The organism is Mesorhizobium sp. M0019, from assembly GCF_040323975.1.
In the GTDB taxonomy this organism is placed as follows: Bacteria; Pseudomonadota; Alphaproteobacteria; order Rhizobiales; family Rhizobiaceae; genus Mesorhizobium.
The window spans coordinates 219,035-238,375 of the sequence record NZ_JAMYVK010000001.1 but is presented as its reverse complement, the minus strand read 5'-3'; the positions used below and the strand labels follow the sequence as shown (position 1 = coordinate 238,375).

The 19,341-nt window shown below is 62.7% G+C and carries 15 protein-coding genes and 1 pseudogene; 4 read left to right on the top strand and 12 right to left on the bottom strand.

Annotation, left to right across the window (positions count from 1 at the left end):
- Nucleotides 1-34 precede the first annotated feature (34 nt).
- Both NKK47_RS01145 and NKK47_RS01140 read left to right on the top strand, forming a co-directional pair.
- Nucleotides 35-196, top strand: a complete 162-nt coding sequence (locus NKK47_RS01145; protein WP_502894507.1) for a type II toxin-antitoxin system CcdA family antitoxin — start codon at nucleotides 35-37, stop codon at nucleotides 194-196.
- The gene (locus NKK47_RS01140; RefSeq protein ID WP_352454881.1) at nucleotides 196-495 is read left to right on the top strand and encodes a CcdB family protein; all 300 of its coding nucleotides are present in this window, start codon (nucleotides 196-198) and stop codon (nucleotides 493-495) included. Before NKK47_RS01145 ends, NKK47_RS01140 begins: the two co-directional genes overlap by 1 nt.
- 31 nt (nucleotides 496-526) lie before the next feature.
- Here the strand turns inward: NKK47_RS01140 and NKK47_RS01135 are convergent, their stop codons facing one another.
- Together NKK47_RS01135 and NKK47_RS01130 are read right to left on the bottom strand one after the other, a co-directional pair.
- The gene (locus tag NKK47_RS01135) at nucleotides 527-2,197 is read right to left on the bottom strand and encodes a hypothetical protein (RefSeq protein WP_352574739.1); all 1,671 of its coding nucleotides are present in this window, start codon (nucleotides 2,195-2,197) and stop codon (nucleotides 527-529) included.
- 72 nt (nucleotides 2,198-2,269) lie between these two features.
- Nucleotides 2,270-3,568, bottom strand: a complete 1,299-nt coding sequence (locus NKK47_RS01130) for an adenylosuccinate synthase (protein WP_352574737.1) — start codon at nucleotides 3,566-3,568, stop codon at nucleotides 2,270-2,272.
- A gap of 321 nt (nucleotides 3,569-3,889) precedes the next feature.
- Here NKK47_RS01130 and NKK47_RS01125 point away from each other — a divergent pair, with 321 nt between their 5' ends.
- Nucleotides 3,890-4,792 carry a DMT family transporter gene (locus tag NKK47_RS01125; protein ID WP_023680655.1) on the top strand — a complete coding sequence of 301 codons (903 nt, stop codon included), beginning with the start codon at nucleotides 3,890-3,892 and terminating at the stop codon, nucleotides 4,790-4,792.
- A 59-nt stretch (nucleotides 4,793-4,851) separates the two neighbouring features.
- Here the strand turns inward: NKK47_RS01125 and serA are convergent, their stop codons facing one another.
- The 5 genes from serA to glmM all read right to left on the bottom strand — a co-directional run bounded on the left by serA (nucleotide 4,852) and on the right by glmM (nucleotide 11,281).
- Nucleotides 4,852-6,453: a phosphoglycerate dehydrogenase gene (serA, locus tag NKK47_RS01120; protein WP_352574736.1), complete on the bottom strand. Its 1,602-nt coding sequence runs from the start codon at nucleotides 6,451-6,453 to the stop codon at nucleotides 4,852-4,854.
- Between the two features lie 68 nt (nucleotides 6,454-6,521).
- A complete protein-coding gene (locus tag NKK47_RS01115; RefSeq protein ID WP_352574734.1) occupies nucleotides 6,522-7,697 on the bottom strand; it encodes a phosphoserine transaminase in 1,176 nt (391 codons plus the stop codon).
- A gap of 181 nt (nucleotides 7,698-7,878) precedes the next feature.
- On the bottom strand, nucleotides 7,879-8,628 hold the full coding sequence (locus NKK47_RS01110) for an outer membrane protein (protein ID WP_023680658.1): 750 nt from the start codon (nucleotides 8,626-8,628) through the stop codon (nucleotides 7,879-7,881).
- Between the two features lie 234 nt (nucleotides 8,629-8,862).
- Nucleotides 8,863-9,702 (bottom strand): outer membrane protein, encoded by an 840-nt coding sequence (locus NKK47_RS01105; RefSeq protein WP_352454888.1) that lies wholly within the window; start codon nucleotides 9,700-9,702, stop codon nucleotides 8,863-8,865.
- A gap of 226 nt (nucleotides 9,703-9,928) precedes the next feature.
- Nucleotides 9,929-11,281 carry a phosphoglucosamine mutase gene (gene glmM, locus NKK47_RS01100; RefSeq protein WP_352574732.1) on the bottom strand — a complete coding sequence of 451 codons (1,353 nt, stop codon included), beginning with the start codon at nucleotides 11,279-11,281 and terminating at the stop codon, nucleotides 9,929-9,931.
- A gap of 874 nt (nucleotides 11,282-12,155) precedes the next feature.
- On the opposite strand from glmM, the gene NKK47_RS01095 reads away from it, so the two are divergent.
- Complete coding sequence (locus NKK47_RS01095) at nucleotides 12,156-12,818, top strand: hypothetical protein (RefSeq protein WP_502904970.1); 663 nt, start codon at nucleotides 12,156-12,158, stop codon at nucleotides 12,816-12,818.
- Nucleotides 12,819-13,407: 589 nt separating this feature from the next.
- On the opposite strand, the gene ftsH is transcribed toward NKK47_RS01095, so the two are convergent.
- The 5 genes and pseudogenes from ftsH to NKK47_RS01070 all read right to left on the bottom strand — a co-directional run bounded on the left by ftsH (nucleotide 13,408) and on the right by NKK47_RS01070 (nucleotide 19,319).
- A complete protein-coding gene (gene ftsH, locus NKK47_RS01090) occupies nucleotides 13,408-15,333 on the bottom strand; it encodes an ATP-dependent zinc metalloprotease FtsH (protein WP_023677989.1) in 1,926 nt (641 codons plus the stop codon).
- 105 nt (nucleotides 15,334-15,438) lie between these two features.
- On the bottom strand, nucleotides 15,439-16,872 hold the full coding sequence (tilS, locus tag NKK47_RS01085; RefSeq protein ID WP_352574729.1) for a tRNA lysidine(34) synthetase TilS: 1,434 nt from the start codon (nucleotides 16,870-16,872) through the stop codon (nucleotides 15,439-15,441).
- Nucleotides 16,873-16,926: 54 nt separating this feature from the next.
- Entirely contained in the window at nucleotides 16,927-18,024 is a 1,098-nt protein-coding gene (gene ybgF / locus NKK47_RS01080) for a tol-pal system protein YbgF (RefSeq protein ID WP_352574727.1), read from the bottom strand.
- Nucleotides 18,025-18,212: 188 nt separating this feature from the next.
- A complete protein-coding gene (gene pal / locus NKK47_RS01075; RefSeq protein WP_023677992.1) occupies nucleotides 18,213-18,719 on the bottom strand; it encodes a peptidoglycan-associated lipoprotein Pal in 507 nt (168 codons plus the stop codon).
- A gap of 223 nt (nucleotides 18,720-18,942) precedes the next feature.
- Nucleotides 18,943-19,319: pseudogene (locus NKK47_RS01070) on the bottom strand (four helix bundle protein).
- Nucleotides 19,320-19,341 lie beyond the last annotated feature (22 nt).

The window sequence follows — 19,341 nt, the reverse complement described above, 5'->3', positions numbered from 1 at the left end:
GATCGACTCCCGATTGATCGAGGATGCCAAGGCGTTGGGCATCAATATATCCCGCGCTGCGGAAGAGGGCATCGCCAAGGCGATTTCGGCCGAAAAAAACCGCCGGTGGCAGGAGGAAAACAAGGAAGCGATCGACAGTTCGAATGACTATGTCAGGCGCAACGGCTTGCCTCTGGCCAAGCACCGGCTGTTTTGATGGCACGTTATGATTTCTACCAGAGTGCCGAAGGCGACGGTTACCTTCTCGATGTCCAATCCGACCTTCTGGGACGGCTCGACACGAAGGTCGTCGTCCCGCTGATGCCAGCCAACAAGGCCCCAGTGCCGGGCCGCCGGCTAAACCCTATCTTCACCATCAACGGTAAGGACCATGTCATGGTCCCTCAATTCATGTCAGCCTTGATGACCTCTGAATTGCCCGTTGCCGAAGGAAATCTTTCTCGCCATCACGATGACATCGTGAGCGCGCTCGACATGCTGTTCCAAGGCTTCTGAGCCAGAGAGGCGTTGGGCTGGTGAGCCGACCTCACCCCGCCGTCTTTGTCTGCCAGGCCTTTAGCGCCTCGTCGAACACCTTCTCGCCTGGAATGCCCTTTTCCATGGTGAGCAGCGCCCGCCGCCCGGTCTTGTAGACGACCGGCACGTCGATCCAGTCCTGGCCTCTGAGCAAGGTCAGATTGGCGTCTTCATCCGCCTTGGTATCGTTGAGCGCAACCAGGAAGAAACCGTCGGCGATCTTGGCCGGGATGCCGATCAGCGGGCTTCCGGCATCCTGCTCGGAGCCCTTCATGGCGACACGCAGGATGTTGTCGACGCCGCCGCCCTCGAAGCCGTCAGGCGTCAGGAAGATCATCTCGATAATATGGCTGGCCGGCAGCGTCTGGTCGGTGTTGCGACGGATCGTCATGCGCAACTGGATATCCTTGCCTGGAATGGTCGCCTCGGCGCGGATCGCCGGCTCGGGCGGCAGGTCGCCGCCGGGCGATTCCTGCACCAGCGACCAGACGATGTTGCCGGGCTCGGCCGAGCCTTGAGCGGTGCTGGTGCGCTCCTCGTAGAAGATCGCCTTCTGGCCGACGGCCAACGTGGCTTGCGGCGGAACTGCCGTTGGTGCCGCTGCCGGTGCGGGCGGCGGGGCGGCCGCTGCAGGCGCTGCTGCCCCGTTGGCGGGCGGCGCTGCGGGAGTTGGTGCAGCGGACCCATCGACTGCTGGAGCATTGGCCGTGGCTTGCGTGTCGGCGGGTGCGGCCGGTGCCGGCGCGGCGGGTGCCGGGGTGGTCGGCGCTTGTGCGGCCGATGGCGGCGTGGTCAGTGCGGCGACGGATTCGCCTTCGCCGATGCCCGCCTGCCCGGCCGCGGGGCCGGGATCGACTTCGTGGCCCTCGGGCGTCAGGCGCTGTGTGAACTTCGCGCCCTCGCCGGCCTCCGTCGGAGGCGCGGCGGCCGGTACCGCCGCATCGGCCTCCGGCTTGGCCGGGGCTGGTTTTACCAGCGGTTCGGTGGCGACGGCTTTGGTCGAGTCGAGGCCGAGCATGCTGCCGAACGCATCCTTGTTCAGCCAGATGCCATAGCCACCACCGGCAATGACGAGCAAGGCAATGGCGGCGGCGATCACACCGCCATAGCTGCGCCTGCGCTCGGCAGGATGGAGTCGCTGGAACCTGTCCTCCGCGGGGCCGCCGTCGTTGGAAAAGTCGTCGCCCCGAAAAACGCCGTCTTGGCCGTCAGCCGTCGGAAGATCCATATCGGACGGCGGCGGACCAGCGCGCTCCTGAGAAAGAGCGACGGGCTGCGGCTTTTGCCAGTTCGGCGCCGCCTTGGCGGGCGTGGGCTGCCAGGCCGGCCCGGTCTTTGCTGGCTCGGTCTTGGCCGGCTGCCATGCCGGCTCCGTCTTTGCTGGCTGTCGGATATGGCTGGACTGGTTCTTGTTGCGGTCGATGGAGGAGAAGATGTCCTCCAGTTCCGCCAGCGGGTCGGGTGGCGGCGCAGGCTTGGCATAGTCCCGCTCGACTTTGGCGATGGCGTCTTCCAGTGCACGCATCTGCCGGTCGACATCGGAAGGCGTCATCGTGGCCTTCTCTGCGAGTTGTTTCGCGATTGACGAACGGGCCCTGTCATAGACCCTGGCGCGCACTTCCGCCGACGGCTCACCGAGTTTATCGAGCGCCTTTTTCAGAATAGGAACAAAATCTACCATACGTCAGTCGACCTGCATTTGTTTCTGGGCCGGCCCCCGCAAATCAGCCGCAATGCCCGGAAGGCTGAGAAACTAGTCTTGAAACGGATCGGTCACAAGTATCGTGTCGTCCCGTTCAGGGCTGGTGGAAAGGAGTGCGACCGGCGCGCCGATCAGCTCTTCGATGTAGCGGACGTACTTCACCGCCTGGGCCGGCAGGTCGTTCCAGCTGCGCGCGCCGGCAGTGGTGCCTTTCCACCCCTCCAGCGTCTCGTAGACCGGTTCGACGCGGGCCTGCGCACCCTGGCTGGCCGGCAGGTAATCGATCGCCTCGCCGTCGAGTCGGTAGCCGGTACAGACCTTGATCTCGTCCAGCCCATCGAGCACATCGAGCTTGGTCAGCGCAATGCCCTTGATGCCGTTGACGGCGACGGCCTGGCGGACCAGCACGGCATCGAACCAGCCGCAGCGCCGCTTGCGGCCGGTGACGACGCCGAATTCATGGCCGCGCGTGCCCAGGAACTCGCCGATCTCGTTCTTCTGTTCGGTTGGAAACGGGCCTTCGCCGACGCGCGTCGTATAGGCCTTGGTGATGCCGAGCACATAACCGATGGCGCCCGGCCCGACACCCGACCCGGCGGCGGCCTGACCGGCAACCGTATTGGACGAGGTGACGAACGGATAAGTGCCGTGGTCGATGTCGAGCAACGTGCCTTGCGCGCCCTCGAACAGGATGCGCTCGCCGGCGCGGCGCTTGTCGTCGAGGATTTTCCAGACGCGGTCCATATAGGGCAGGATCTCGTCGGCTACCGAGATCAGCTCGCTCATGATCGCCCCATGCGTGACCTCGGCATGGCCGAGCCCGCGCCGCAGCGCATTGTGGTGCGTCAGCAGCCTGTCGACCTTCAAGGGCAGCGTTTCCAAATCCGCCAAATCCATCACCCTGACCGCGCGCCGGCCCACCTTGTCTTCATAGGCGGGACCGATGCCGCGACGGGTCGTGCCGATCTTCGTTCCGGAATTGGAAGCGGCGTCCTCGCGAAATCCGTCCAGCTCCCGGTGCAAGGACAGGATAAGCGCGGTGTTTTCGGCTATTTTCAGGCGGTCTGGCGTCACCTCGACGCCCTGCGCCTTCAATTTCGCAACCTCCGCGACGAAAGCGTGCGGATCAAAGACGACGCCATTGCCGATGATGGAAAGCTTGCCTTGCCGCACCACGCCGGACGGCAGCAGCGACAGCTTGTAGACCTTGCCGTCGACGACCAGCGTGTGGCCGGCATTGTGGCCGCCCTGGAAGCGCACGACAACATCGGCGCGCTCCGACAGCCAGTCTACGATCTTGCCTTTGCCCTCATCGCCCCATTGCGAGCCGACGACCACCACATTGGCCATATTTCTTTTCCCTTGAGACGCCGCACGAGCAGCTTGAAACAATTCGAAACGATAGGCCTCTATCGCATCGGCCCCCAAAATCGGAATCGATTTTCGGAAAAGCACGACGCGAGATTAAAGCCTTCCGACGCGTACTTTGTAGCGTCCAATTGCACGCACGTCGCTCTATAGCGTCAAGACCCGGCGAGCGCGACCACTCTTTGCCGCCCAAAACGCTCCGAGGCACAACAATTTTCGCCTTTGACATCATTTACTTGGGCTGGCGGTCGCAATAGGCCCACACCGACCGTCAAATTCCCTCTGCCTGGCCGGGAGTTCACGATGCATCGAGCCGCCTATCTGTTCCTGCTGTTCACCACCTTGCTGTGGGGCGGCAACTCCGTGGCGGGAAAGCTGGCGGTCGGTCATATCTCGCCGATGACGCTGGTCTTCCTGCGTTGGCTGCTGGCGGTTCTGATCCTGCTGCCGATCGGCTGGGGAACGCTACGCCAAGACTGGCCGGTGGTGCGCAGGCACTGGTTGCTGCTTGGCGGGCTCGGCGCTTGCGGCTTCGCCTTTTTCAATGCGATCTTCTACACGGCGCTCAACTACACGACGGCGATCAACGTCTCGATCGAGCAGGCGGCGATACCGATCGTGATCATCATCGCCAATTTCGTGCTGTTTCGCCTGCGGGTGAACCGGGTGCAGATAGCTGGCGTCGTGCTGACCATCATTGGCGTCGCGGTGACGGCGAGCCATGGCGACCTGCGCCAGCTTCTCAAGCTGGATCTCAACTTTGGCGACGCGATCATGCTGGTCGCCGTGCTTTGCTACTCCTTCTATTCGGTGGGGTTGCGGCTGAAGCCGGTCATCCGCTGGCAGAGCCTGATGCTGGCGCTTTCGGTTGCCGCACTCGTCACATCGCTGCCTTTCTTCCTGTGGGAGATTGCCGCCGGCAAGGTCATTGTCCCCGATGCCCGCGGCTGGGCGGTCGCGTTCTATACCGCCATCGGTGCTTCGGTCATCGCGCAGATCTTCTATATCAGGGGCAACGAGCTGATCGGCGCCAACCGGGCCGGCCTGTTCATCAATCTGGTGCCGATCTTCGGTACGCTGCTATCGGTGCTGATTGTCGGTGAGACATTCCAGCTCTATCAGGCGCTGGCTCTCGCGCTGGTGCTCGGTGGCATCAGCCTCGCCGAATACAGCGGACGGAAGATGGCGGCATCCGCTGCTGAATGAAGTCGCTTGCCGCGACGTTCCACCGCCCCGCGTGCTGCTGCACACGGGGCGACCGAATTTCAGGCTATCCCCACATCGAAATGCAGCCGCTTGGCGGAGTCGATCGACTTGTGCGAGCGCACCTGCGCCAACACGTTTTCCGGGAACGGCGCATCGAGATAGAGCAATGCGATGGCATCGCCGCCCGGCCGGTTGCGGCCGAGCTGGAAGTTGGCGATGTTGACGCCGTTCTCGCCGCACACCGTGCCGAGCAGACCGATGATGCCGGGCGCGTCGGCATTGGTCGTGTAGAGCATGTGCTGGCCGACCTCTGCGTCGAGATTGATGCCCTTGATCTGGATGAAGCGCGGCTTGCCGTCCGAGAAACAGGTGCCGGCGATCGAGCGCGTCCTGTGCTCGGTCTTGACCGTCAGCTTGATATAGCCGTCGAACACGCCCGACTTGTCACGCTTGACCTCGGCGACGATGATGCCGCGCTCCTTCACCATGATCGGCGCCGACACCATGTTGACGTCGGAGACCTGCGGCCGGATCAGCCCGGCAAGGGTGGCACTGATCAGCGCGCGCGTGTTCATCGTCGCGGTCGAGCCGTCGAACAGTATCTCGACCTCCTTGATCGGATCCTCGGTGACCTGTCCGACAAAGGCGCCGAGCACTTCGGCAAGCTTGACGAAAGGTTTCAGCCGCGGCGCCTCTTCGGCGGTGATCGACGGCATGTTGATGGCGTTGGAAACGGCGCCCTTGATCAAATAGTCGGACATCTGCTCGGCGACATGCAGGGCGACATTCTCCTGCGCTTCGGTGGTCGACGCGCCGAGATGCGGCGTCGCCACGACATTCTCCATGCCGAACAGTGCGTTGTTGTCCGCCGGTTCGACCTCGAACACGTCGATGCCGGCGCCGGCCACCTTGCCGCTCTTCAGCGCCGCGATCAGGTCGGCCTCGACGATCAGCCCGCCACGGGCGCAGTTGATGATACGCACGCCGTTCTTCATCTTGGCGATCGCCGCGGCGTCGATGATGTTGCGCGTCTTGTCGGTAAGCGGCGTGTGCAGCGTGATGAAGTCGGCGCGGGCGAACAGCTCGTCGAGCTCGACCTTTTCGACGCCGAGCTCCTCGGCGCGGCTGTCCGACAGGAATGGATCGAAGGCGATGACATGCATCTTCAGGCCGACGCCGCGCGTAGCGACGATCGAACCGATATTGCCGCAGCCGATGATGCCCAGCGTCTTGCCGGTGATCTCGACACCCATGAAGCGGTTCTTTTCCCATTTGCCGGCGTGGGTCGAGGCGTTGGCCTCCGGTATCTGGCGGGCCAGCGCGAAGATCATGGCGACGGCATGCTCGGCGGTGGTGATCGAATTGCCGAAGGGCGTGTTCATCACGATGATGCCCTTGCGGCTCGCCGCCGGGATGTCGACATTGTCGACGCCGATGCCGGCGCGGCCCACGACCTTCAGCCTGGTCGCGGCATTGATCAGCTTCTCCGTGACCTTTGTCGCCGAGCGGATGGCCAGCCCATCATACTGGCCGATCACTTCGAGCAGTTTTTCCTTGTCCTTGCCGAGATCCGGCAAATAGTCGACCTCGATGCCGCGATCCCTGAAGATCTGCACGGCGGTGGTGGAAAGTTTGTCTGAGACGAGAACGCGGGGCGCCATGGCGGCCTCCTTCAATTATGATTTGATCCGTTTGGGGATAGGCGGCCCGAGAGCCGCCACAGGAAAACTCAGGCGGCTGCCTTCAGCGACGCCTTTTGCGCGGCAAAGGCCCAGTCGAGCCAGGGCAGCAGCGCTTCGAGGTCGGAGGTCTCGACTGTCGCGCCGCACCAGATGCGCAGGCCGGGCGGTGCATCGCGGTAGGCGCCGATGTCGTAGGCGACGCCTTCCTTGTCGAGCGCCGAGACAATTGCCTTGGCGAATGCAGCCTGTCCGTCGGCGTCGAGTGCAGCGACATCCGGATCGGTGAAGGAAAGGCAGACCGACGTGTTCGAACGCGTCGCCGGGTCTACGGCAAGATGGCCGAGCCAGGAAGATTTTCCGACAAAGCGATCGAGAACAGCGGCATTGGCATCCGCTCTGGTGACCAGCGCGTCGAGGCCGCCGATCGACTTCGCCCAACGCAGCGCGTCGAGATAGTCCTCGACGCACAGCATCGACGGCGTGTTGATCGTCTCGCCCTTGAAGATGCCTTCGATCAGCTTGCCCCCCGAGGTGAGACGGAAGATCTTCGGCAGCGGCCAGGCCGGTTTGTAGCTTTCCAGGCGTTCCACGGCGCGCGGGCTGAGGATCAGCATTCCGTGCGCGCCCTCACCGCCCAGCACCTTCTGCCAGGAGAAGGTGACAACGTCGAGTTTCCTGAAATCGAGCTGTTGCGCAAAGGCCGCCGAAGTAGCGTCGCAGATGGTCAGGCCCTTGCGGGTGGCCGGGATGAAATCGCCGTTCGGCACGCGCACACCCGACGTCGTGCCATTCCAGGTGAAGACCACGTCGCGGTCGAAGTCGATTTTGGTCAGGTCCGGCAGTGCGCCGTAGTCCGCCTCTAACCTGCGAACATCGGCGAGCCTCAGCTGCTTGACCACATCGGTGACCCAGCCGGAGCCGAAGCTCTCCCAGGCGACCATGTCGACGCCGCGTTCGCCGAGCAGCGACCACAGCGCCATTTCGACCGCGCCGGTATCCGAGGCCGGCACGATGCCGATGCGGTAATCCGCCGGAACCTGGAGGATTTCCCGGGTCAGCTCGATCGCTTGTTCGAGCTTGGTCTTGCCGATCTTGGCGCGGTGCGAGCGCCCGAGCGCGGCATTTTTGAGCGCCTCGACCGACCAGCCGGGGCGTTTTGCACAGGGACCTGAGGAAAAATTGGGATTTGCCGGACGGAATCCGGGCTTCGTATGCGTGGTCATCGTGGTCTATCCTTCCAGATAGTGGCCCCTCGTTGGGGAGGGGTGGCCCACGGATGGCGATATGCGTTCAGGCTTTCGGCGTCAAGGGGAAAGTTTTTGTCGCTGTCAGGATATTGCCGAGGCGAAACGCAAACGGCGGGCCTGCGATCCGCCATTGTCAACGCCTCGGCTTCGATCGAGCCTACCAGAGATCGTAGCGTAGTCCGACTTTGACTTGATGATTGTTGATCCCTTTGCGGATCGGAAAAGAAGTCAGACTCTCGGCAGTCACATATTCGGCGTCTGGCGCGGAAAAATACTGATAGCCCAGATCGACTGAGACGTTCTTGGAAACTTGGTACGCAAGCCCGGCATTCAGCGTGTAGGCGAAGGAGTACTGGGTCTTGTTGTCATGCCGGACGAAATCGTCGGTGGGGTCGGCGTTGTCGGTGAAGTAGCTCGCCGACAGGCGACGCTTGCTCTGCACGACACCGACACCGGCGCCGAGATAAGGTGTGATTCCGACATAGGTGCCAAGGTCGACATAGCCGTTGAGTATGCCTGAGAAGGCATAGTTCTTCAGGGTCGCCGATGCCACGGTCGTTCCGTCGTTATAGCCGACGTCGATCTTGTTGCCGGGAAGATAGCCGACATTGAGATCGGCGCGCAGATAGTCATTGAAATGGTAGCCGAAGCCGATGCTGGCGAAGATGGGATCTTCCTTTTCGTCGAAGCTCGCGGGCGTGAAGGCGAAATCCTTATCCTTGAAGCTCTTCTGCACCAGATAGGAGACATCGCCGCGCAGATACCATCCCGAGCCAACCTCGACCGGTACATAGTCGGGCGCCTGGTCGACATAGACCGGCGGATCGTAATCGGCGCCAAGCGCCGGCGTCAGCGGCATCAGGATGACTGCTGCAAGCGCCAGTGCTACAGGCGATTTGGATGTCATAGTCCTCGGCTCCCGAACTTGGCGCATTCGCGATCGCGCGCGCCGTTTCAGACAGCATTGTTAACCATAGTGGTTAAGTGCGGGTTAAGGATAACAAGGCGTTAGCAATTGATTTGATCCGTTTTCGCTCCTCGAGCTGGACGGTGTTACAGGGCAACGCAGCATTTTTAGGCAGCCAAACGAAACCGCCCGGCATCAGCCGGGCGGTCGACGAATTCCTCGATTTCGAAGCGACTACTTCGTGTAGACCGGCTCGGGTTCCGGGACGTAAGGCTCCGGCGGCGCGCAGTCCGACCTGCCGAACTGGTAGCGCAGGCCGCCGCGCACTTCGTGCACGTTGATGCCGCGGTCATAGCCCGGGCCGACATTGCTATCCGAAGCGTAGTCGAACATCTTGCCGCCATTGATGTGGCTGAAGCGGTAGCCGACGTCGAGTTTGACGCGGTCGGTCAGGCAGTAGGAGGCGCCCGCCATGGCAGCATAAGCAAAACGCCAGCCTTTGCCGCCGTGATGCTCGAACTCGCCGTCATCGTCGACGTTGTGGAGTGTATCCCACTTAACCCAGGCGCCGCCGATGCCGGCACCGACATAAGGCGTGACGCCATGCCAGGTGCCGATGTCGACATAGGCGTTGGCCAAGAGCAGCAGCGCCGAATAGGACGAGGTGTCGACGGATGTGCAAGGGGTTTGTAATACGCCGCAGAAGCCGTTGGTCGAGCCGCGGAATTTGGACTTGCTCATCCAGTCCAAGGTGAGATCGGTGCGGAAATGCTCGTCGATCTGGTAACCAACACCGCCGCCGGCCGAGAAGGCGCCATCCAGCTTGCCTGTATCGAACTTGCCGGGACTCTGGGGCGCCACACCGTAGGTGATGTAGTCGCCACCACGAAACTTCGACCAGTGATAGTCGATGTCGCCACGGATATACCAGCCGCCAAAGTCGGCCGGCTGCTCGTAGGCAACCGGTGGCGGCGCCTCCTCGACGACGGGCGGCTCGACGAAATCGGCGGCGAATGCCGGCCCGGCGCCGGCAAACAGCGCGGCCAGGAGAGCCATTCTTGCTGTGTTGAACATGCTTATCACCCCTGAGAACCCTCGAACGGCGAACGCGCCCGAAATGTGATTGACTTCAGTTGTGGATAATGAATCGGAAAGGTTAAAAGGCGTTTAACCGTATTGATTAACCACGAATCTCTAAAAGTGGAGCAATCTGGCGGCCGTTGCTGCAGGCGGAGCTGGCCGCGACCCAATAAAAAAGCCCGCCGGCAAGGCGGGCTTTTGAACCGATGTTGGAGGGAGATCAGGCGGCGCTGCGCGTTTCCGAAATGACCTCGACGATGTCGTTGACGACGGACTCGACAAGCTGCGGGTCGTCGCCCTCCGCCATGACGCGGATGAGCGGCTCCGTGCCAGATGGCCGGATGACCAGGCGCCCGGCCTTGCCGAGGCGATTGCGCGCATCTTCGATCGCCGCCTTGACCGGCGCCTCCTCCAGCGGCTTGCCGCCGGAAATATGCACATTCTTCAAAAGCTGCGGCACCGGCTCGAATTTCTTCGACAGTTCGCTGACCGGCCGGTTATGCCGCTTGATGCAGGCGAGCACCTGGAGCGCCGAGACGAGCCCGTCGCCGGTAGTCGAGAAATCGGACAGCACGATGTGGCCCGACTGTTCGCCGCCGACATTGAGCCCATGGGCACGCATGTGCTCGACGACATAGCGGTCACCGACCTTGGTGCGATGCAACTGCAGGTTCATGTCGCCGAGGAAGCGTTCGAGGCCGAGATTGGACATCACCGTCGAGACGATGCCGCCGCCGGCCAGCCGTCCGCTCTGGTGCCAGGATTCGGCGATCAGTGCCATGATCTGGTCGCCATCGACGATCGCGCCGTTCTCGTCGACGATGACGACGCGGTCGGCATCGCCGTCGAGCGCAATGCCGATATCGGCGCGCACCTCGTGCACCTTCTTTTGCAGGCCGGCCGGATGAGTCGAGCCGCATTCCTTGTTGATGTTGAAGCCGTTGGGCTCGACATTGATGGCAACGACCTCGGCGCCGAGTTCCCACAGCGCGTCGGGCGCCACCTTGTAGGCGGCGCCATTGGCGCAATCGACGACGATGCGCAGGCCCGACAGCGACATCGAGCGCGGCAGCGTGCGCTTGGCGAATTCGATATAGCGGTCATGCACGCCGTCGACGCGTTTGGCGCGGCCGAGCCCATCGGAATCGGCGAGCGCCAGTTCGATATCCTTGTCGAGCATCCCCTCGATACGCTCCTCGATCTCATCGGACAGCTTGTAGCCATCGGGACCGAACAGCTTGATGCCGTTGTCGTAATAGGGGTTGTGCGAGGCAGAGATCATCACGCCGATATCGGCGCGCAGCGAGCGCACCAGCATGGCAACAGCCGGCGTCGGAATCGGGCCGAGCAGGAAGACATCCATGCCGGCGGCGCACAGGCCGGATACCATCGCGTTCTCGATCATGTAGCCGGAAAGCCTGGTATCCTTGCCGAGCACGACGCGGTGGCGGTGGCTGCCGCGCTGGAAGGAGAGGCCGGCGGCCATGCCGACCCGCATGGCGACCTCCGCCGTCATTGGAAACTTGTTGGCTCGCCCACGAATGCCGTCCGTACCGAAATAATGTCCTGCCATATTCGCCAGCTTCCCGATGGTTCTTTCCGAGCATCTCATGCCATAAAATGGCCCAAGCCCCGTCATCACATTGTATGATTATGGACGACCAATCCTTAGAAAATTATTGTTTTGTGTGTTTTGCGTCACGCTAGTGTGTTGATTTTCAAGTTCCGAGCCCTTGTTGCGGCAGCAGCATCAGAAACGTCAACTCAAACCTCATCTGGATCCTTTGGTCTGTGGCAGTGTGGCCTTGAACCCGAATCCGCATCGTGCTGCTCCAGACAGCGGTAGGCTGAGGTCCGCCGCACGCGCCGATTTGACTGGCCGTCATGCGACGCAGTGTCCTCGCTGGGAACCAGCCATATGCGCGCTCTCCGTGCAATGCACCCGGACGAACTTGGCCGGGAGACAGTCCCGGCAACGAATTCATCACCTTAAAGAAAAGAATGCACTTCTAAATTTGTCTCTACGCTACTTAGCATCTGGCGCAACCAGCCGTTGAGCGCTATTGCTGCACTGGGACATATCATGAACCGCCGTAGGGAGAACAAGCATGCTCATCCACCGACTTGCCACTTTGACGGGTCTTGCCGTCGCGACCTTATTCCTGGCGGCGCCTGCCAATGCGCTGACCATGGCCGAGTGCAGCACCAAGTATAACGCGGCCAAGGATGCGGGAACGCTTGGCGGGCAGAACTGGAACCAGTTCCGCAAGGCCCAATGCGGCACCGATGCCACCGCCGCTACAACCGAACCCGCGCCAGCCAAAGCCACGGCCAAGGCCGCCGACACGACCAAGGCAGCCGCCGCCGACGGTGCGGCGCCGGGCCTGACGGCGAAGGAGTGCAGCACCAAATACCAGGCCGCCAAGGCTGCCGGCACGCTCAACGGCATGAAGTGGAACGATTTCCGCAAGACCCAGTGCGCCGCCGGCGCGACGGCAGCCGCACAACCCGCCGCCACGACCAAAGCAGCGGCGGCCAGCAGCGATGACGCGGCGCCTGGGCTGACGGCCAAGGAATGCAGCACCAAATACCAGGCCGCCAAGGCTGCCGGCACGCTCAACGGCATGAAATGGAACGACTTCCGCAAGAGTGAATGCGCCGCCGGCGCAACTGCAGCCGCACAGCCTGCCGCGGCACCTGCCAAGGCGACGACAGCCGCCGCGACCGATACCGACAAAGGCCTCAGCATGGCGGATTGCAGCGCCAAATATCAGGCTGCCAAGGCCGGCAACACGCTGAACGGCATGAAGTGGAACGACTTCCGCAAGAGCCAATGCGGCGCCGGCGCAGCCGACGACGACACCCTGCCGGCTCCCGATGCCAAGTACACCGGCGATCCGCAACCGCCGACCATCACCGCCCCCCAGGGCGTGAAATTCCCGACGGCGATCTCCAAGAAGTATGCAACCGAGACCCCGGCCAAGGGCCGCATGCACACCTGCCTCGACCTCTACTACGCCAACAAGGACGCCAACACGCTGGGCGGCCTCAGGTGGATCCAGAAGGGCGGCGGCTTCTACAGCCTCTGCAACGCCAAGCTGAAGAGCTGACCGGCGCCACCGTCCGACGACATGAGCCCGCGAGCCGCAAGGTTCGCGGGCTTTTTTGTTGCTGCCGAACACGTGCGAGGAGCGCCATCCGCGCGCAAGCGGCGCCGCTGCCAATCTGCCCCTCGTGGGGGAGATGTCCGGCAGGACAGAGGAGGGCGCTGTCCTGGGACACTGTCCCGCCGACATCGATGGTCGCCAGCACGCGCGACGCTTGGTCGAAAAGGAGCCTGAAATAAAAAAACCCGCCTCGGCGGGCGGGTCATCAGCGCCAATTGGCACCATACCTAAATTAGTAGCATAGCTGCCGGCACAAAGCAAGAACAAAATGTGGCGCCGCCGGCAAAAAATGCGAGCTTCATTCTCCGGCGCGCTTTGTCGATCTTCCCGAAATCGTCAACGAGGACGATAGAAGGCCCCGTTCCTTCGCGCCCCGCTCTGGCCTGCCGGACATCTCCCCACGAGGGGGGAGATTGGCCGTCATCGTCACTTTCGCCAATTTCCAGCGATGCAGGAAGGGTCGCATTCCCCAAGAGAAAACGCCGCGGTTAGAGCCGCGGCGTTTCGAAGTCGATCTGTCCTGGGCCGGAGCCTAGCTTGATGGCTGGGGTTCCATGCCGCCTTCGGGCTCGGGGCCCTTCTTGCGGCGGCCGGACTTCGGCACGGCCGAGCCGCGGCTCGGCGGCGTGTCGTCGCCAAGGTCGCGCGCGGGCTTATTGCCGGCGATCAGCTGCTTGATCTCCTCGCCGGACAGCGTCTCGTATTCGAGCAGGCCCTGCGCCAGCGCGATCCATTCCTTCTTTTTCTTGGTCAGGATGGACCTTGCCGTCGAATAGGCCTCGTCGATCAGCCGGCGCACTTCGGCGTCGATGATCTGCGCCGTCTCTTCCGAGATGTTCTGCGTGCGCGCCACCGAATGGCCGAGGAACACCTCCTCCTGGTTGTCGCCATAGGCGACATGGCCGAGCTTGTCGGAGAAGCCCCAGCGCGTCACCATGGCACGCGCCAGCTTGGTCGCCTGCTCGATATCGGAGGAGGCGCCGGAGGTGATGTTCTCCTTGCCGAATTTGAACTCCTCCGCGACACGGCCGCCCATCATGATGGCGAGGCGCGAGATCATGTATTTGTAGCTCATCGAATAGCGGTCGCCTTCCGGCAGCTGCATGACCATGCCGAGTGCCCGGCCGCGCGGGATGATGGTCGCCTTGTGCAGCGGATCGGCCGACGGCACGTTGAGCGCCAGGATGGCATGGCCGGCCTCATGATAGGCGGTCAGCTCCTTCTCGGCCTGCGTCATCGCCGACGAGCGGCGCTCGGCGCCCATCATGATCTTGTCCTTGGCGTCCTCGAATTCGGCCATGGTGACGAGGCGCTTGTTGCGCCGCGCCGCCATCAGGGCGGATTCGTTGACCAGGTTCATCAGGTCGGCGCCGGAAAAGCCCGGCGTGCCGCGCGCGATCACCTTGAGGTCGACATTGGGCGCCAGCGGCACGTTGCGCACATGCACTTTCAGGATCTTCTCGCGGCCGACGATGTCGGGGTTCGGCACCACCACCTGGCGGTCGAAGCGGCCCGGCCTCAGCAGCGCCGGATCGAGCACGTCTGGCCGGTTGGTGGCGGCGATCAGGATGATGCTTTCGTTGGATTCGAAGCCATCCATCTCGACCAGCAGCTGGTTCAGCGTCTGCTCGCGTTCATCATTGCCGCCGCCGAGGCCGGCGCCGCGATGGCGGCCGACCGCGTCGATTTCGTCGATGAAGATGATGCAAGGCGCGTTCTTCTTGGCCTGGTCGAACATGTCGCGGACGCGGCTTGCGCCGACGCCGACGAACATCTCGACGAAGTCCGAGCCCGAAATGGTGAAGAACGGCACGTTGGCTTCACCCGCGACCGAGCGGGCGAGCAGCGTCTTGCCGGTTCCGGGAGGACCGACGAGCAGCACGCCGCGTGGGATCTTGCCGCCGAGCCGCTGGAATTTCTGCGGGTCGCGAAGGAACTCGACGATCTCTTCCAGATCTTCCTTGGCTTCGTCGACGCCGGCGACATCCTGGAAGGTGACGCGGCCATGTGCTTCGGTCAAAAGCTTGGCCTTCGACTTGCCGAAGCCCATGGCGCGGCCGGAACCGGACTGCATCTGGCGCATGAAGAATATCCAGACGCCGAGGATGAGGATCATCGGCAGCCAGGAGATCAGGGTGCCGAACAGCGAATTGGAGCCGTCGGATTCAGGACGCGCATTGATGGTGACGTTCTTGTCCTGCAGACGCGAAACCAGTGACGGGTCCCCAGGCGAATAGGTCTGGAAGCCGTTGGAACTGTCCGTGTAATTGCCGGAAATACGGGCGCCGGCGATGGTCACCGACTTGATCCGTCCCGCCGCGACTTCCTGCAGGAACTGCGAATAGGGGACATCGCTCGAGGCTCCACGCGTCTGCGGCGTCTGGAAAAGATTGAAGAGAGCGATGAGCAGGACCGCTATGATCGCCCAGAGCGCGAGGTTGCGATAATTTGGATTCATCAATTGTCCCGTTGGCGCCGCTGGGCGGACACGCGTCGTGAGAGGAAACTTGGCCCTAACATAGGGAGAGCGTTCCCCCTTGCCAAGCATAACAGCAGGTCTCGGTTAAGCATTCGCCCGTGGTAGGCCGGCACTGTGGCCACCGAATGGCGAGGCTGGAACCGGCGCCGCGCCAAGCAAGGCGGCGACGGCATCGGCCGGCGCCAGATCGAAGGACGGCAGGAAACGGGCGAAGGGCGCGACTGCCGGATATGCGGCGACAGCCGCCGGCATCGGGCCTTCCCCGGGCAAACCCGGGCCTTCCCCAGGCAGACCAAGGCATTCGCCATCCCGCCATAGCGCCGGCTCGGCGGCCAGGGCTGCGCGTACAAGGCTTGCCGGCGTGCCATGCCCGGCAATTGCCCGCTTTGCGGCAAGAGCCGCCCCGAGCGGGGCTACCAACAGCGGCGCGATCAACAATGCACCTGGACTGTCGCCCAACGTGATCCGTCTGCGGCCGTCCCACAGGGCATTGTCGGAAAACGCAACAGCGGGCGGCAGATCCCGCAATTCGCGGTGCAGAAAGATGCCGGTACGCCGGGCATCGATCACGGTCCGCGACAATGTGGCACAAAGCGGCCCGGTGCGGAACCGGCCGAAAAGGGCTTCGCTGCGGGCCTGGTCGGGAAGGAAGGCGGTGCCGCCGGTCGCCGCCAGCAGGATGCGCAGCGCATAAATGGCCGCCCGGCTGTCGGCGGCCGTCGCAAAATCCCGATCGAGGCGGACGAGGCCGGCGGCCGGCCTGGAGGCCAAGCTGCGGATCAGCATGGCCGCGCGATGTCCCAGCTGCTCACGCTCGGCCGCCGCCTTTCTGGCCAGCGCTATCGCTTCAGCCACGCGAGGCGCACCATCGCCTTCGGCAAGTGCTGCGCGGACGCGCGGCCGCTCGAAAGCGGTGTCGGCATTGGTCGGATCTTCGATCCAGGCGACCTGTTCACGCCGCAGGAATTCGCGCAGCTCAGCACGCCTTACGCCGAGCAGCGGCCGCACGATCCAGTGCCGCCACTCGTAGAGGGTTGCCGGCGCCATGCCGGCAAGGCCCCGCCCTTCCTCGCGCGGCCTCTCCTCACCTGGCCCGTCGTCACGTGCTTGCCGCATCAGCACGGTCTCGGCCTGGTCGTCGGCTGTGTGGCCGGTCAGGATCAGGCCGATGTCTTCCGCGTCGGCGGCCTCGGCGAGCAGCCGGTATCGGGCTTCGCGCGCGGCGGCGGGCAGGCCGGTCGATGGTTTGTGCCCCGACCAGGCGAGGATGCGATGGGCAATGCCGCGCGCCGCACACAGCCTGGCCACGGCTTGCGCTTCCGCTGCCGCTTGCGGCCGCAATTGATGATCGATCGTTACCGCCAGCAATTTCGTTGCCGGGGCGTTACGGTCGAGATGGGCTTTGAGGAGGAGGAGAAGGGCGGTCGAGTCGCTGCCGCCGGACACGGCTGCAACAGCGCCGTTGGAAAAGTCGATCCGTGAAAAATCCGAAAGGTCAGGCTCGGTGTCGAGCGTCATGCATGTCGTCCAAAAGTGGACCCGGTTTTGGGGCTACGACATGCAACAGAAATACTAGCACGCCGCGAGCGCCCTTTCCTGCTTGACCCGCTCCTTGAGCGCGCCGGAAATATCGGGGTAGCGCTTGCCGATCTCGCTGAAGGTGGCACAGGCCACGTCGCGCTGCTTCAGCCCGACAAGTGAAACGCCGAGCTTCAGCAGCATGTCGGGCGCCTTCTTGGCCTTGGGATAGTCCTTGCTGGCAGCGAGGAAAGTCTCGGCCGCATCGCGGTATTTCTGCTGGCCGAGCAGCGATTCACCGAGCCAGTAATGCGCGTCCGCCGCCTTGGCGTCTCTGGGAAAACGGGCGATATGGTCGCGGAAACCCTGTTCGGCGGTGCTGTAGTCGCCCGACAGGATGAACTGGTAAGAGTTGCGGTAAAGCTCCTCCGGATCGTTGGTCGACGGGAGTGCCGCGACCACCGTATCGTCGGATTTACCGGCCTTGTTGCCGGCTGCGCTGGCGCCGTTGGCTGGGGCCGTATTCTGCTCCGGCGCATTGCCGTCGGCTTCGACGACATTGCCGTTTTTGTCGACGGTGATGGTGCCGAACGTCTTGGGCGGCGCGCCGGGGATCAGCTTGCCGGGATCGCCGCTGGGCGATTCGACGATGACGTCCTCGACGCTCTTGTCGCCGTCTGCCGCCTTGCCCGCATCGGCCGGAGCCGGCGTCCCCGGCGCCTCCGCCACGTTACTGTCGCCGCTGGGGCTGTCGCTGCTAGGCGCCGCCTCGGACTTCTTCTGCTCGGCCGGCTGCTGCGCGCCTTGCGGACCGCCTTCCAACTGCTGGAAGCGGAATTCGTTGTCTTCCTGCTGCTTGCGGATCTGCTCCTGCATCTGCAGGACCTGGAAATTGAGTTCCTCGATCTTGCCATTCATCTGCCGGAGCTGTTCCTCCAGCGCCGGAGTGCCGGTGCCATCCTGTTGCGCGAATTGAACCTGATCCGGCTTTTTCTTTTCGCCGAAAATGCCGGGCAGTTTGATCGTCGGCAGGTGGAAGGAAAAACCGCTTTCCGATGACTGCCCGGTGCCGTTTGCCCCGTCAGCAAGTGCCGCGATACTTGATACGAGCAGCAGCGCAAGCGTGCCGCTCAAGACCGATCTGAAATGCATGTGCCTCTCGCCGTGAAACCATTGTTGCGCGCCTCTCATTCGAAGTAGACCAGTCAACCGGGGACTAGCCAGACGCTCTCGGCTCTTAACAGGACGTGAGACTTCGGCCAAATTTTGTTTGGAGCGAGCAGATATGAAAAAGGCGGCCTTTTGGCCGCCTTTCGCACCAAGTGTTGCATTTATGCCGATCAAGAACCGGCGCCGCCCAGCGTGGTTACGGCGCGGCGGTTCTGCGACCAGCAGGAGATGTCGTCGCAAACCGCGACCGGACGCTCCTTGCCGTAGGAAATGGTCTTCAGGCGCTGCGCCGAAACACCCTTGGCGACCAGGAAGTCGCGTGTGGCGGCAGCACGGCGGGCGCCGAGCGCCAGATTGTATTCGCGCGTGCCGCGCTCGTCGGCATGGCCTTCGATGACGATGGCATACTGCTTGTACTGGTTCAGCCACTGCGCCTGGCGCGACAGCGTCGTCTGCGCATCGGCGCGGATCGAGGACGAATCGGTATCGAAGAAGATGCGGTCGCCGATGTTGACGGTAAAGTCCTGGGCCGACCCGGGCGTTGCCGCGCCGGCGCCGTTGAGGCCGAGATCGGCGGCGCTGTTCGGCGTCTTCTTCGAGGCGCAACCGGTGATCGCGAGCATAGCGACCAGCGCGATCATGACCGGGTTTGTGGTAAGTGCTGCGATACGGCCCATGCCGCCTCTCCTTCGCAATTCGAGTGATTTCATTGATCGTCCAGTAACCAGGTTTGGGTTAACCGGCGCTCAAGAAACACGGTTAAAATTTGGTTTCGGCTGCCGTCCGCAACCGTTCTGCCGAGGGGCGACAATGAGCGCGGACCGTAGGCGGAAATGCGGCCAAAACATGAAAAAGAGGGAATTGAGGAACTGAAGAACTGAGGAATTGAAGAAAAAGGAATTACGTCAGCTTCTCTCTGAGGCTCACGAGCATCCCATGGATTTGGGCATAAGATTGCCGCCAGGCGTCGAGTTGGGACTGCGTGATGTATTGAAGATCGAACGCGTAACATATCCACGTCTCCACTTCGCTGCATGACCCAACGCCATCGAAACGAAGCGAGCGAATTCGGCTTTGGAATGGCTCTGCTTGGCAAATCCCTCAGCTAAATTGGCGCAGATTGCCTTACTCGAGCGACGCAATTGATCGGCTAGCGCGTATTGCTCAATTTTCGGAAAAGCAAGCGTGGCTCTATGCACCTCAAGAGAAACCGCGTAGGCGCGTTTGTAGACCTCCAGGTCCCTCGCGCGCTCAACGTAGCGCCCCGGCTTCTCCATCTCCTCAGTTCTTCAGTTCTTC